This is a genomic window from Gammaproteobacteria bacterium, assembly GCA_016716465.1.
In the GTDB taxonomy this organism is placed as follows: domain Bacteria; phylum Pseudomonadota; class Gammaproteobacteria; order SZUA-140; family SZUA-140; genus JADJWH01.
This window is the reverse complement of sequence record JADJWH010000001.1, coordinates 943,711-956,731: the sequence shown is the minus strand read 5'-3', so window position 1 is coordinate 956,731 and position 13,021 is coordinate 943,711. Positions and strand designations below refer to the sequence as shown.

Below are 13,021 nucleotides of genomic sequence, written 5' to 3'. Positions count from 1 at the left end.
TATTGATAATGATAGATCAATATTGTATTCTTGCGGCCAATTCAGGGGCTCCGATGCAAGAACGCAATACGAAACAGAAGCAGACCATCGCACGCCTGATTCGCGAGACCGGCCATCCGCTCACCGTCCAGGAGATCCTGGATCTGGGGCGTGGGCACATGTCGCGCCTGGGCATCGCGACCGTGTACCGGACCCTCAGGCGCTTGCTCGATGCGGGTGAATTACAGACCGTGGTCATTCCGGGAGACGTGGTCCGCTACGAGGCGGCGATGCCTCATCACCATCATTTCAAATGCCGCCGGTGCGACAGGGTGTATGACCTCGACGGTTGTGTGAAGGCACTGAAGAGCATGGTGCCCAAGGGCTTCAAGGTGGAAAACCATGAGCTGACGTTGTACGGCTGTTGCCGGAGCTGCGCCTGACCATGAGGGGATTCTTCCGCACGGACGTGCTCAGAAGGGCCGTGGGCATGGCCTGGATCCCAGGATCGGGCGCCGGTTCCATGGACATCACGAATCGACGGTCCTTGCGGCTGTTCCCGCTGTTGCTGGCGGGAATGCTTTTCCTCTGGCAGCTGTGCCTGGTCCATCACCAGGCCGAGCACAGCCTGGGCGAGCCGCACGAGATATGTCAGTTGTGTCAGGCGGCGGATCACATGCAACACGGTTTGTCCGCCGCGGTTCTCCCTCCCATTACTCCTCCCTCGTTTCTTCCTCTCCGCACTGACTTTTCTACCCGGTATACCCATCCCACGCGCAGCCCCTCCGCCCGCAGTCCGCCCGTCCATCGGACGGCCTGAGTTTTCCCATATGTTCTGTCTGCCGGCAGCAGGCGATAGCCCGCCGCCAATCCACAATCCGGAGGAATGTAATCGTGATACGAGAAAGAATCGCAGTGTCGTGCGTCTTGCTGGCAGGCGTCACCGTCGCCCTGGCGCACGAAGACAGGCATGAACATGGCGCCCATGAGCACGGCGTCGGACGCATGGACATTGCCGTGGAGAAGGATTCCATTGATATCGACCTGGACAGCCCGGCCGTCAATTTTATCGGGTTTGAACATGAACCCGGCGATGCGAAGGAGCAGGCCGTAGTGGACGAGGCCGTCGCCGATCTGAAACGGGGGGATGCATTGATGGCGTTCTCGCCGGCAGCCGAATGTACCCAGAAACGGGTTCGGGTAAGCAGTTCCCTGCTCGGCGATGGAGAAGAGGCCGGGCATGATGACCATGATCATGAGGATCATCACCATGGTGATGAGGCGGATCATGATCACCATGACGAGGCTGGCGACGAGCACGAGCACGCCGACATCAATGTCACCTGGGAAGTGACGTGCGCACACCCGGAAAATCTCCACGAGATCGATTTTTCGGGATTGTTCCGCCGTTTCAGTGGGACTCACAGCCTGCGTGTTCAGGCGGCCCTGCCGAAAGGCCAGACGGCGTCCGAATTGACAGGCAAGTCTCCCAAGTTGAAATGGTAGATCCGGGAAGAGGCGGGGCAATACCCCGCCTCAGACCTGGGGAGGATCAATCGATATGAATCAAGCGGTCATCGATCTTCAGAATGTGGAATTCGCCTGGACACCCGCCGGTGCGCCCGTGCTGAGACTTGAGCATCTGAGCGTGGCTAAAGGTGAGCGCATGTTCCTGAAAGGCCCGAGTGGCAGCGGGAAGAGCACGCTGCTGAATCTGCTGGGTGGGGTGACGGTCCCGCGGCGAGGTACTGTAAAGGTGCTGAACCAGGATTTGGGGGCACTGTCCGCCGCGGCGCGCGATCGCTTCCGCGCCGAGCATGTCGGCTATATCTTTCAGTTATTCAATCTGGTGCCCTATTTGAGCGTGCTCGACAACGTGTTGCTGCCGCTGCGTTTCTCCCGGGCGCGGCGCGAGCGTGTCCGGCAGCGCGGCGGTCCGCGTGCCGAGGCGGGCCGCCTGATCATCCAGCTGGGTCTGGGCGCGGATCTGCTCGATCGACCGGCGACGGAGCTGAGCGTGGGGCAGCAACAAAGAGTCGCCGCCGCCCGCGCGCTGATCGGCGGTCCGGAGCTGGTAGTGGCGGACGAACCGACCTCGGCCCTCGACGCGGACACGCGTGCGCTGTTCATCCGGCTCCTGATGGACGAATGCGCGACCCAGGGCGCAACACTGGTGTTCGTCAGCCACGATGCCTCTCTGGAGCCCTTGTTCGACCGCGGCGTGGCCCTCAACGATATCAATCATGCCGGGAGGAGTCCTCATGTCGTCGATGCTTGATCTGGCGGTGAAGAGTCTGTGGAACCGCCGACTCGCGGTGGTGTTCACCCTCTGTGCGATCGCCTTCAGCGTCACCCTGCTGCTCGGGGTCGAGCGCCTGCGCACCGAGGCCCGTAACGGCTTCGCCAATACCATCTCGGGCGTGGATCTGATCGTGGGCGCGCGCAGCGGGGGCGTGCAACTGCTGTTGTACTCGGTGTTCCACATTGGCAACGCCACCAACAACGTCGACTGGCGCAGCTATCAGGACATCGCCGCCCAGCCGCAGGTCGCCTGGACGGTGCCGATCTCACTCGGCGATTCCCATCGTGGCTACCGCGTCGTGGGCACCGACCGCTCGTTCTTCGAGCATTACCACTTTGCGGGTGACCATGCCCTCTCGTTCGTGCAGGGAAGTGAATTCACAACGCCTTTCGAAGCGGTGCTCGGCGCTGAAGTTGCCCATAGTCTGAATTACCGCCTTGGACAGCAGATCGTGCTCGCCCACGGCGCCGGCGAGGTGAACCTGATGGAACATACCAATATGCCGTTCCATGTCGTCGGGATACTTGGCCGCACCGGCACGCCGCTCGATCGAACTGTCCTGGTGAGCGTGGAGGGTATCACGGCGATCCACGTGGGCTGGGAGGCCGGCGTGCCGACGCCGGGTCTGCATGTCACGGAGGACCAGGCCATGCACATGAACCTGACGCCCAAGACCATCACCGCCATGATGGTCGGCCTGAAGTCGCGTATCGCAACCTTCCGGGTGCAGCGTTACATCAACGACTATCGAGACGAACCGCTGCTGGCGATCCTGCCAGGCGCGACACTGCAGGAATTGTGGGACCTGGTCGGCGTCGGCGAGCGTATGCTGCTCGCGGTGTCCGCCTTCGTCGTCGTTGTCGGGATGGCTGGGCTGCTGACCGTCCTGCTGGCGGGCCTGGAGGCGCGCCGGCGCGAGATGGCAGTGCTGCGCTCAGTCGGGGCGCATCCGCGCCAGATTCTGGGCCTGATCCTGGGCGAGACCGCCGCGCTGACGCTGGCGGGGATCGTGCTCGGCGTGGTCCTGCTGTACGGTTTGATCCTGATCCTGAAGCCGGTACTGGAATCACAGTGGGGACTGTATCTCGGTCTCGACCTCCCGACCGCGCATGAATGGATCCTCATGGGCGCGGTGTTCGTGGTGGGGTTGGCGAGCGGTTTGTTGCCCGCCTGGCTTGCCTATCACCGCTCGCTGGCAGACGGTCTGACCGTGCGACTTTGAAAACGGGGTAACGTCATGAATATTTTATTTACACTGGGTCTATCGACCGTTTCAATCCTGCTGGTCTCGGTGTTATCAGGGTGTGATGACGCCGGCCAGGCCGCGAACAGTCTGCACCAGGTGGTGGATATGCGCGGTGTATCCGCAACGCCAGTTTCGGATAACGACACCGCGGCGACGGGCGAGGTCAAGGTTCTGAGCTGGGACAACCTTCTCCCGGAGGACTTCCATCCGGAGAAGCTGCTGGAGGACCCCGGTTTGCAGAATCTGAGCGACGATGATCCACGTGCGCAGGAACTGATGAAGAAGCTGCAGGCGATGTGGAAAGAGGCGCCAGTGGTGAACGCCCTGAATGGCCAGAGCGTGAAGCTGCCGGGATTCGTGGTCCCGCTGGAGGGCGACGGCCGGGTGGTGAACGAGTTTCTGCTGGTGCCGTACTACGGCGCCTGTATCCATGTCCCGCCGCCGCCCGCCAACCAGATCGTCTACGTCAGGGCGCAGGGGCGCAATGTGCAGGTGCGGCGACTGTTCGATACCGTGTGGGTGACCGGTGTGATGAAGGTGGAGCATGCCTCGAGCGAACTCGGCGAGGCGGGCTACACGCTGGATGCGCTCGAGGTCGAGCCTTACGAGATGGAACAGTAATGCTACGACGGTGTTTTCATCTTGATGCGCGATCACTCCAGATGTCATACGGCTACCGTAGCGTGATCCGGGTCCTGAGTTCCTTCATGCCTTACCGCTTGCGCACATTTTGTGCGGCGTTTCTGCTATTGGCTGCACTGCCGGCCGGTGCGCATCCCCATGCCTGGATCGACGTCGAAGTCGAGGTTCGCTTTGACACCGCGGGCCGGGTCACATCACTGCACATGGTCTGGCTCTTCGATGATATCTATTCCGCCTATGTCACCCAGGGGCTCTCGTTCACCGGCAAGGTCGCTCTTGATCCGGAGCGGACCGCCCGGATACTCGCCGTGATGATGAAGAACCTCGCCCGCTTTCACTACATGACCACGATTGAGGGTGGATCGCGGCCGATGGAGTTCGCGGCGCCGGTAGAGGCATCGATTGTGCTCAGGGGCCGCCGCCTGGAACTGGAGTTCACGCTCCCGCTTGCCGAGCCGGTCCCGGTGCGCCAGGGGCCGGTGACCTATTCCGTCTATGATCCGAGTTATTACATCGAGATGCTGCACGCGGAAAAGGCCGATGCCGTACGCCTGCAGGGCGCGCCGGCAGGCTGCCGGCCCGAGTTGGTTTCCCCCCATCCCGACCCGGAACGCGTGCGCGAGGCCGCGGCGCTGGATCGTACCCAGAGCGGATCGGAAGGTCTCGGCGCCTTCTTCGCCGAGCGGGTTGAAATAGTATGCGATACGGGCCGCTGAGCCGGTTTTTCCCTGGTATGCCCGGATGGGGATATTACTGACGGGGTTATTGATGGTCGGGGTTGCTGCCGGGACGTCCCCGGTGTGCCACATTCATCCTCCGGCGGGTGATTCCGTGCAGACACCGCCTCCGATTGTAGGACCTTATCCCTCCGGAGAGGCGTGCGAGCTGGCGAATGAGCGCCTGTTCGCCGGCCAGGGCCGCTGCCACTGCGCCTTCGAGCGGGGCGCGGCCGGCGCCAACCCATTCCTGCCTGCGCCGCCCGGCATGCCGGAAGATCCGGCGCTCGACGTCCACCCGTTGCGCTGAGTCGCGGCTATTCCTGATGCGCAGAGGGGTGCGTACGATCGACCACAAAGCCGCTTTTTGCCGCCAGGCGGCGGAGGTCCTCCAGGATCATGTAGTTGACCGGGATCATGAACAGGGTGACGAAGGTGGCGAACAGGACGCCGAAACTCAGCGACACCGCCATCGGGATCAGGAACTGGGCCTGGGTCGATTTCTCGAAGACCAGCGGGATCAGGCCAAAGAACGTCGTCAGCGAAGTCAGCATGACCGGGCGGAAACGCGCGGTGCCGGCGGCGAGCACCGACTTGAGCAGCGCCCGCCGGGTGTCATGCGCCTCGCGTCGGCGCCGCTTGTTGATGTAATCCACCAGCACCAGGCTGTCGTTCACCACCACGCCGATCAGGGCCATCAGCCCCATCAGGCTCATGATGGTCAGATCCAGTCCCATGATCCAGTGCCCGGCGACGGCGCCGATCAGGCCGAACGGGATGACCGACATGACGATGAACGGCTGCGCGTAGGAGCGGAACGGGATTGCCAGCAAGGCATAGATGACGAACAGGATGAATAACAGGCCGAGCTCCATCGAGCCGAAGGTCTCCGCCTGTTCGCGCGCCTCGCCTTCGAGCGAGTAGGAGACGCCCGGATACTGCCGCATCAGACCGTCCAGGTAGGTGCTCAGGTCGTTCTGCAGCACCGTCATGTTGGTCGCTTCCTTGTCGATATCGGCCGTCACATTGACGGTGCGCGCCCGGTTGATGCGATAGATCGCCGCGGCGCTCTTGCCCGGTTTGAGTGTGGCGACGTGCTCGAGCGGGATCAGGCGGCCGTCGGGGCCGGCGATGCGCATCTGCTGGAGTTCGGCCAGTGCGGTGCGTTCCTGGCGCGGAAAGCGCACCATGACCCGCACGTCGTCGCGGCCGCGCTGGATGCGCTGGACCTCGATGCCGTAAAACGCGTTGCGCACCTGGCGGATGAGATCCGAGCGTGTCAGGCCCAGGGCCTCGCCTTGCGCATTGAGCTCGATCTGGAACTCCTGCTTGCCGTCCGACAGGTTATCGACGATATCGAACACCGTCGGATAGGTTTCGAGGCGCGCGCGGACACGCTCGGCGACCTCCGCCAGCATCCTGAGATTCTGTCCGCTCAGCTGTACGTCGATGGGCTCGCCCGCGCGCCCGATCTCGGCACGGTAGGTGAGTGATTCCGCGCCCGGCACCGTGCCGATCATACGCCGCCATTCCTCGACGAGTTCCGAGCTGGTGATGTCCAGAGTGCGCTCCTCGGGGGAGGTGATCTCGAAGCGGACCTCGCCCTTGTGCGAGCTGCCGCCGGCCGAGCCGGTGGAGGCGAAGATGTTCAGGATGACGCTCTTGCCGCTGCCCTGGTCGCGGTATTTGTCCTGCAGGTGCTGCGCGGCCTCGGTCATCTTCACCACGTAGCGGTCGGTGATGTCGAAGGCGGTGCCGGTCGGCATGAGCAGGGTCGCGGTCGCCGTCTCGCTCTGGATGCGCGGGAAGAAGATGAATTTGGTCCAGCCGCTGACGATCAGACTCACGATCACGATGAAGAGACCGGCGAACAGTGCCAGCGTGGTGTAGCGGTGGCGTACGCTCAGCGACAGGATCGGGCGGTAGTAGCGTACGATGGCGCGCTCGAAGCCTTCCGCGAAGCCGCGCTGCCAGCGCGCCAGGACCGAGGGATTGTTTTCATCGCGCGGCAGCGTGATGGTCTTGAGGTGGGCGGGCAGCACCAGCTTCGATTCGATGAGAGAGAACAGCAGCACCGGAATGACTACTGCCGGTATCTGTGAGAAGAAGGCCCCGCGGTCGCCTTCGATGAAGGCCAGCGGCAGGAACGCGGCCACCGTGGTCAGCACGCCGAAGGTCACCGGCACCGAGACCTCGCGCGTGCCCTGGATCGCGGCGTGCAGTCCGCTCTCCGCGCGCCGCAGGTGAGTGTAGACATTTTCGCCGGTGACGATCGCGTCATCCACCACGATGCCGAGGACGAGGATGAAGCCGAACAGGCTGAGTATGTTCAGCGTGACACCCAGGGCCGGCAGCAGGATGAACGCGCCGAGAAAGCTGATCGGGATGCCGATGAACACCCAGAAGGCGATGGCGGGGCGCAGGAACAGCATCAGCAGGATCAGCACCAGCGCGCCGCCCTGCACGGCGTTCGTCGCCAGCGTGTTCAGGCGCTTCTTCACGATCTCCGAGTCGTCGTCCCAGTAGCTCAGATTCAGGCCGCGCGGCAGCAGCGCCTGCTGTTCGTCGATATAGGCGTGTACCTTGGTGGCGACGTCGATCGCGCTCTGGTCGCCGATGCGGTAGACCTCGATCAGCGCGGCCGGCTTGCCGTTGAAGCGGGTGCGCAGGGCGGTCTCCTCGAAACCGTCGTCCACGGTGGCGATGTCGCCCAGCCGGATGATCGCCCCGCTGGCCTCGCGTTTGACCACGATGCGCTCGAATTCATCGCGGTGGTAGGCCTGTCCCTTGGAGCGGATCAGGACATCGCCGCCCTGGGTCCGGATGTTGCCCGCGGACAGGTCGAGCGAGCTGCCCTCCACGGCGGCGGCGATGTCGGCGAGCGTGAGACCGTATTCGTTCAGGCGGTCCTGCGATACCTCGATCGCCACCTCGTAGTCGCGCACGGCGTCGAGATCAACCTGGGTGATGCCGGGGATGCGCGCCAGGTCGTCGCGGACCTTCTCGGCGTATTCGCGGATCTCCCGTTCGGACAGGTCGCCCGCCACGGTGACCGAGATCACCTCGCGCGTGCGCTGCGCCAGGCTGATGGAGGGCCGTTCGGCCTCGAGCGGGAAGGTATTGATGGCATCCACCCGGCTCTTGATGTCGGCCAGCAGTTCACGCGCGTCGTAACTCTCGTCGATCTCGATATTGATCGTGGTGAAGCCTTCCTCGGAACGGCTCTGGATCTCCTTGATGCCCTCGAGATCCTGCACCGCCTCCTCGACCCGGATGGCGACCCCCTGTTCGACGTCCTCCGGGGTGGAGCCGGGTAATGACACCGTGACGGTGACGACGTGGGTCTCGAAGGAGGGGAACACCTCGAGCGGCACGCGCGTGCCGAGCGAGATCAGCCCGAGCAGCACGACGGTGAGCATCAGCAGGTTGGCGGCGACGTGATTGCGGGCGAACCAGGCGATCATGGCAGATTCATCCGCTCAGGGTTTGCGCGCGGGTTCTGCGGCGTTCGCCGCGCCGGCGACGATCGCCGGGGTGCCCGAGATCACCTGTCCCAGCGGGGTCAACACCAGCGCGTCGCCGGCGGCGAGGCCCGCGCCGATGATCGCCTCGGTGTCGTTCTGCCAGGCAATCCGGACCTCGCGCCGGCGCAGTACGCCGTCCTCGACGACGTAGACATAGGAGCCCTGGTAGATCGCGCTGTTGGGTATGACCAGGGCGCCGGGAACGATGTCACCCTTGATGGTGGCGGTGACGTATTCATTGATCTTGAGCGGCCGGCGGCCTTGCGCCTTGCGGCCGTAAGGGTCATCGATGCGGGCCACGACGTAGAGCTGCTGCGTACCGGTATCGATCGCGCCCTCCGTGCGCACGATCCTGCCCGCCCAGCGCTGTTCACCCACCAGCTCGGAGATGAGTGTCACCTCCGGCAGGTTCGCGGCCGTCGAGGCGTTGTGGCGGTAGGATTCGGGCAGGCGGATATAGGCGAGGTCGCGGTTCTTGACCGGCAGGCGTATCTCGACCACGTCGACCGCGTAGATCTGCGCCAGCTCGGTACTCGTATTGATGATCTGGCCGACGTCGGCCGTGGCCTGGAGGACGCGGCCGGCATAGGGCGCCCGGACCTGGGTGCGCTCGAGGTCGAGTTCGGCCCGCGCGAGTGTCGCGCGCGCCGAATCGACCGCCGCCCGCGCGGCCTCGAGCTGGGGTTTGCGCAGCACCAGGGGTGAGGCGGCTTCGCCGTTGCCCAGGCGCTGCCAGTCCTGCAGTACCTGTTCCGCCTGCGCCTCCTCTTCCTGCAGCGCCTGCTCCGCCGCGACGAGATTCGCCCGCGCGGAAGCCACGGCCGCCTCATAATCGCGCGGATCGACGCGCAGCAGCGTCTCGTCCTTCTCGAAGAACCCGCCGGCGCGGAAGTTCGGGCTGACCGCGGTGACCTGGCCCGCAACCTGGGCATACAGCGTGTTTTCCGTGCGCGGACGCACGGTACCGTAGCTCTGCAGCATGACCGGGTAGTCGACCGGGATCACGGTCAGGGTCTCGACCGCGATCCCGGCGGGCGGCGCCCCGGGCAGGCGCGGCGTCTCGGGGCGGTTCAGAATGAACAGGGCGGCGAGCGCGACCAGGCCGCCGAAAACGAGGATGGGGAGCAGTTTCTTCATCATGTGCTATTGCCTGCCGGTAGGTCGGATGGGCGCGACTCCGGAGGGAAGGGGTCTCCCCCCAGGGCGCGATAGAATGCGATGCGGTTGCGCAGGAGTTCGCCGCGCAGGGCGATCACGCTCGAGCGGGCCTCCAGGGAGCGCCGCTGGGCCTCCAGCACCGTGGTGTACGTTGTCAGCCCCTTGCGATACTGCTCGAACGAAAGTTCCTCGGCGAATCCGGCGTTTTCCTCCGCGGCGAGGAGGTGGCGATAGCGTTCCTGCAGCAGGGTTTCCCGATCGAGCGCGTCCTCCACCTCGGCGAAGGCCGAATAGACGTCGGCCAGATAGCGCTGTTCCAGCTCCTCCACGCGGGCCCGCGCCTGCGCCTCGGCGGCGCGCAGGCGCCCGGCGTTGAACAGCGGCTGGGTGATGCCCGCCGCGAGCGACCAGGCGAGGCTGCCGTCGAGCAGGTCGCTTACCCGTTCCGCGCTGTCCCCGGCGCGCGCGGTGACGGTGAAGGACGGGAAACGCTGTTTATGCGCGATCGCCAGGCCGGCGTCGGCCGCGAGCAGTTCCAGCCAGGAGGAGCGGAGGTCGGCGCGGTGGCGCAGCAGATCCCCCGGGATGCCTATGGGCGTGTCTGCCGTCAGCGCGGGCAGGTCGGTGACGGACGCCAGGCCGCCGTCAGGGTAGTCACCGAGCAGGAGCTGCAGCGCGCGCGCGGCCTCGTTGCGTGCGCGCTGGCGCTCCTCCACATTGGCGGCCTGGGTCCGTACATCGCTGCGGGCGAGGTAGACATCCAGCGCCGGGTTGAGTCCGCGGCGATAGCCGGCCTCGATGATCTCCAGGTTCTGTTGCAGATTGGCCAGGGTGTCGCGGTTGAGCTGGAGCAGGAGTTCCGCCTCGGTCAGCGTATAACGGGCCGCAGCGACGTCGGCGGCGAGCGCGTTCCGGGCCGCGGCGTAATCCGCCTGTCGCGCCGCCAGTGTCAGGCTCGCCTGACGCTGGGTCGCGCTCAGCTTGCCCCACAGGTCGATCTCCCATTGCAGATTGAGATCCGCGCCGGCCACGGTCGAGACCGTCGAGGGGGGCGTCGCATCGTCGTCGCTCCGGCCGCGCGCGACGTCCACGCTCAGGTCGAGTTCCGGGTAGCGGCCCGAGCCGTCGATGCGCAGCTGATGTTCCGCCTGGCGCACCAGGGCAGCCTGCTGGGCGAGGGTGAAATTGCCGTCCAACGCGCGTTGCACCAGTCCGGCCAGTTCGGTGTCGTTCAGGCGTCCGATCCAGCCGTCGGCCAGCACGCTCGCCGTCAGGTCCGTGCGTCGTTCCGCCGGTGCTGCGGCCGCATCGGGTTTGATGGCGATGCCGCTGGTTCCGCAGCCGCACAGCAGCAGGAGCATGGCGACGGGGGGTAATCCTCGCGCGATCGATACCGACATGAAGTGTCCGGGTTGGCTGGGCGTAGGGCCGTTATTGTGAGGGATAGTTTATCGCGTGAACGAAGCGGATTCAGTGGCTTTTGCAAATTTTTACACAACAGCGGGGACTTATCGGCGCTGACAGCGGGCCGCGCCGGCATACGGGCCGCAGGTCTGTTGTGCTATCCTGTGCCGACGGTTTGAACGGTCCATGGTAACCCGTATCGGTCCCCTCGCAACGATAGGTTGTAAACCCCGTCAGGCCCGGAAGGGAGCAGCGGTAGCAGCCGATGCGTGTGCCGGGGTGTGGCGGGTACGGGTTGCCTCCTTTACGGAGGAGGCAGGGCCGATTTCAGACGCGGTATCTGCTTTGGAATACAATGCACGCCTGTCGGGGGCGGCCGTCACGGCGCCGCGACCTGGGAAGAACGACGGAATGGGCGATCGATGAGTTATCAAGTGCTTGCGCGCAAATGGCGTCCGCGCGCCTTCACCGAGATGGTGGGGCAGGAGCACGTGCTGCGCGCGCTGATCAACGCGCTCGATCATGACCGCCTCCACCACGCCTATCTGTTCACCGGGACGCGCGGGGTCGGCAAGACCACCATTGCGCGCGTGCTGGCCAAGGCCCTGAACTGCGAGCGCGGGGTCAGTTCGAAGCCCTGTGGCGAATGCGCCTCCTGCCGCGAGATCGACGAGGGCCGCTTCGTCGACCTGATCGAGGTGGACGCCGCCTCCCGCACCAAGGTGGAGGACACGCGCGACTTGCTCGACTACGCGCAGTACGCGCCCACCCGCGGCCGCTACAAGGTGTACCTCATCGACGAGGTGCATATGCTGTCCAAGCACAGTTTCAACGCCCTGTTGAAGACGCTGGAGGAACCCCCGCCGCACGTCAAGTTCCTGCTCGCGACCACCGATCCGCAACGGCTGCCGGTCACCATTCTGTCGCGCTGCCTGCAGTTCAATCTGAAGCATCTGCCCGCCGAGCTGATCGCGCGCCATCTGGGCAGGATCCTCGAGCAGGAAGGCATCGAGGCCGAACCCGCCGCGATCGCGCAGATCGCCCGCGCCGCCGCCGGCAGCGTACGTGACAGTCTGAGCCTGCTCGACCAGGCCATCGCCTATGGCGGCGGGCGCGTGGTGGAGGCCGAGGTACGCGCCATGCTTGGCACGATCGAGCAGGGCTACGTCATCGAACTCCTCGAGGCGCTGGCCGCGGTGGACGGCGCCGCGCTGCTGCAGTGCGTACAGCGTGTGGCGGAACACACCTTCGAGTTTTCCGACCTGCTCGACGAGTTGATCTCCGCGTTACAGCGCGTCGCACTGGCGCAACTGGTCCCCACCGCGGTGGACGACAGCCGCGGCGATGCCGAACCGATCGCGGCGCTCGCACGGCGCATGAGCCGGGAAGACGTCCAGCTCTATTACCAGATCGCCGTGCTCGGCCGGCGCGACCTGCCGCACGTGCCCGACCATCGCGGCGGTTTCGAGATGATCCTGCTGCGCATGCTCGCCTTCCGTCCGGCCGGTCCGGGGGAAGCCACGTCAGCCGAACCGCGCACCCTGCCTCCGGCCAGGACCGTGACGGCGGCGCCAAAGCAGCCGCGGACGGCGCCGCCGGCCGATCCCGCCCCGCCGCATCGGACGGCGCCCGCGGGCGAGTCCGGCTGGAGTGATGTCGTGAGCGCCCTGGGCCTGCAGGGGATGGCGCGCGAGCTCGCCGCCAACTGCGTGCTGCTGGGGCGTGACGGCGGGGTGATCCGCCTGATGGTCGACAAGGCCCATGCCCATCTGTACAACAAGGGCATGGAAGAGCGGCTGCAGCAGGCATTGTCCAGGCACTATGGCGCCGATGTCCGCCTCGCCGTACAGATCGGCGAGCCCGAGGCGGCGACGCCCGCGCGCCTGCGTCGGCAGCAGGAAAGCGACCGCATGCAAGCCGCCATCAGCTCGCTCGAGAACGACGCGGAGGTGCGGACGCTGAAGGAGACCTTCAACGCCCGCATCATGACCGAGACGGTGGAACCGCTGGATTGATCGCAAGGCTGGCGCGCAGCGTCCCTGCGCCGCCA

Annotated in this window: 11 protein-coding genes and 1 other RNA gene; 9 read left to right on the top strand and 3 right to left on the bottom strand. The window is 65.1% G+C overall.

The features are described 5' to 3' along the window. Positions 1 to 53 precede the first annotated feature (53 nt). From IPM20_04530 to IPM20_04500, 7 genes are all read left to right on the top strand, one after another. Positions 54 to 422 carry a transcriptional repressor gene (locus IPM20_04530; GenBank protein ID MBK9130897.1) on the top strand — a complete coding sequence of 123 codons (369 nt, stop codon included), beginning with the start codon at positions 54 to 56 and terminating at the stop codon, positions 420 to 422. Between the two features lie 484 nt (positions 423 to 906). Further along, positions 907 to 1,485, top strand: a complete 579-nt coding sequence (locus tag IPM20_04525) for a DUF2796 domain-containing protein (GenBank protein MBK9130896.1) — start codon at positions 907 to 909, stop codon at positions 1,483 to 1,485. A 55-nt stretch (positions 1,486 to 1,540) separates the two neighbouring features. Then, the gene (locus IPM20_04520) at positions 1,541 to 2,257 is read left to right on the top strand and encodes an ABC transporter ATP-binding protein (GenBank protein MBK9130895.1); all 717 of its coding nucleotides are present in this window, start codon (positions 1,541 to 1,543) and stop codon (positions 2,255 to 2,257) included. Then, positions 2,241 to 3,503 carry an ABC transporter permease gene (locus IPM20_04515; protein ID MBK9130894.1) on the top strand — a complete coding sequence of 421 codons (1,263 nt, stop codon included), beginning with the start codon at positions 2,241 to 2,243 and terminating at the stop codon, positions 3,501 to 3,503. The genes IPM20_04520 and IPM20_04515 overlap by 17 nt, the downstream gene beginning before the upstream one ends. A 15-nt stretch (positions 3,504 to 3,518) precedes the next feature. Then, positions 3,519 to 4,148: a DUF3299 domain-containing protein gene (locus IPM20_04510; GenBank protein MBK9130893.1), complete on the top strand. Its 630-nt coding sequence runs from the start codon at positions 3,519 to 3,521 to the stop codon at positions 4,146 to 4,148. A gap of 41 nt (positions 4,149 to 4,189) precedes the next feature. Continuing rightward, complete coding sequence (locus tag IPM20_04505; GenBank protein ID MBK9130892.1) at positions 4,190 to 4,885, top strand: DUF1007 family protein; 696 nt, start codon at positions 4,190 to 4,192, stop codon at positions 4,883 to 4,885. 115 nt (positions 4,886 to 5,000) lie between these two features. Next, on the top strand, positions 5,001 to 5,195 hold the full coding sequence (locus IPM20_04500; GenBank protein MBK9130891.1) for a hypothetical protein: 195 nt from the start codon (positions 5,001 to 5,003) through the stop codon (positions 5,193 to 5,195). Positions 5,196 to 5,202: 7 nt separating this feature from the next. On the opposite strand, the gene IPM20_04495 is transcribed toward IPM20_04500, so the two are convergent. The 3 genes from IPM20_04495 to IPM20_04485 are packed head-to-tail and all read right to left on the bottom strand — an operon-like array spanning position 5,203 to position 10,967. Beyond that, positions 5,203 to 8,349, bottom strand: coding sequence for an efflux RND transporter permease subunit (locus tag IPM20_04495; GenBank protein ID MBK9130890.1), 3,147 nt, complete (start codon positions 8,347 to 8,349; stop codon positions 5,203 to 5,205). 15 nt (positions 8,350 to 8,364) lie between these two features. Continuing rightward, positions 8,365 to 9,549 carry an efflux RND transporter periplasmic adaptor subunit gene (locus IPM20_04490; GenBank protein MBK9130889.1) on the bottom strand — a complete coding sequence of 395 codons (1,185 nt, stop codon included), beginning with the start codon at positions 9,547 to 9,549 and terminating at the stop codon, positions 8,365 to 8,367. Then, a complete protein-coding gene (locus tag IPM20_04485; GenBank protein MBK9130888.1) occupies positions 9,546 to 10,967 on the bottom strand; it encodes an efflux transporter outer membrane subunit in 1,422 nt (473 codons plus the stop codon). The genes IPM20_04490 and IPM20_04485 overlap by 4 nt, the downstream gene beginning before the upstream one ends. A 201-nt stretch (positions 10,968 to 11,168) precedes the next feature. Between IPM20_04485 and ffs the strand changes: the two genes are divergently transcribed. Next, positions 11,169 to 11,265, top strand: an RNA gene (gene ffs / locus IPM20_04480) — signal recognition particle sRNA small type. Positions 11,266 to 11,393: 128 nt separating this feature from the next. Then, positions 11,394 to 12,986, top strand: a complete 1,593-nt coding sequence (gene dnaX, locus IPM20_04475; GenBank protein MBK9130887.1) for a DNA polymerase III subunit gamma/tau — start codon at positions 11,394 to 11,396, stop codon at positions 12,984 to 12,986. The last annotated feature ends 35 nt before the right edge of the window (positions 12,987 to 13,021 follow it).

Bases quoted from the DNA above. Each gene is read 5' to 3' on its own strand.
- IPM20_04520 (MBK9130895.1), top strand. From the start codon at position 1,541: ATGAATCAAGCGGTCATCGATCTTCAGAATGTGGAATTCGCCTGGACA.
- IPM20_04490 (MBK9130889.1), bottom strand. From the start codon at position 9,549: ATGATGAAGAAACTGCTCCCCATCCTCGTTTTCGGCGGCCTGGTCGCG.
- IPM20_04485 (MBK9130888.1), bottom strand. From the start codon at position 10,967: ATGTCGGTATCGATCGCGCGAGGATTACCCCCCGTCGCCATGCTCCTG.
- IPM20_04510 (MBK9130893.1), top strand. From the start codon at position 3,519: ATGAATATTTTATTTACACTGGGTCTATCGACCGTTTCAATCCTGCTG.
- IPM20_04505 (MBK9130892.1), top strand. From the start codon at position 4,190: ATGTCATACGGCTACCGTAGCGTGATCCGGGTCCTGAGTTCCTTCATG.
- IPM20_04515 (MBK9130894.1), top strand. From the start codon at position 2,241: ATGTCGTCGATGCTTGATCTGGCGGTGAAGAGTCTGTGGAACCGCCGA.
- IPM20_04530 (MBK9130897.1), top strand. From the start codon at position 54: ATGCAAGAACGCAATACGAAACAGAAGCAGACCATCGCACGCCTGATT.
- IPM20_04495 (MBK9130890.1), bottom strand. From the start codon at position 8,349: ATGATCGCCTGGTTCGCCCGCAATCACGTCGCCGCCAACCTGCTGATG.
- dnaX (MBK9130887.1), top strand. From the start codon at position 11,394: ATGAGTTATCAAGTGCTTGCGCGCAAATGGCGTCCGCGCGCCTTCACC.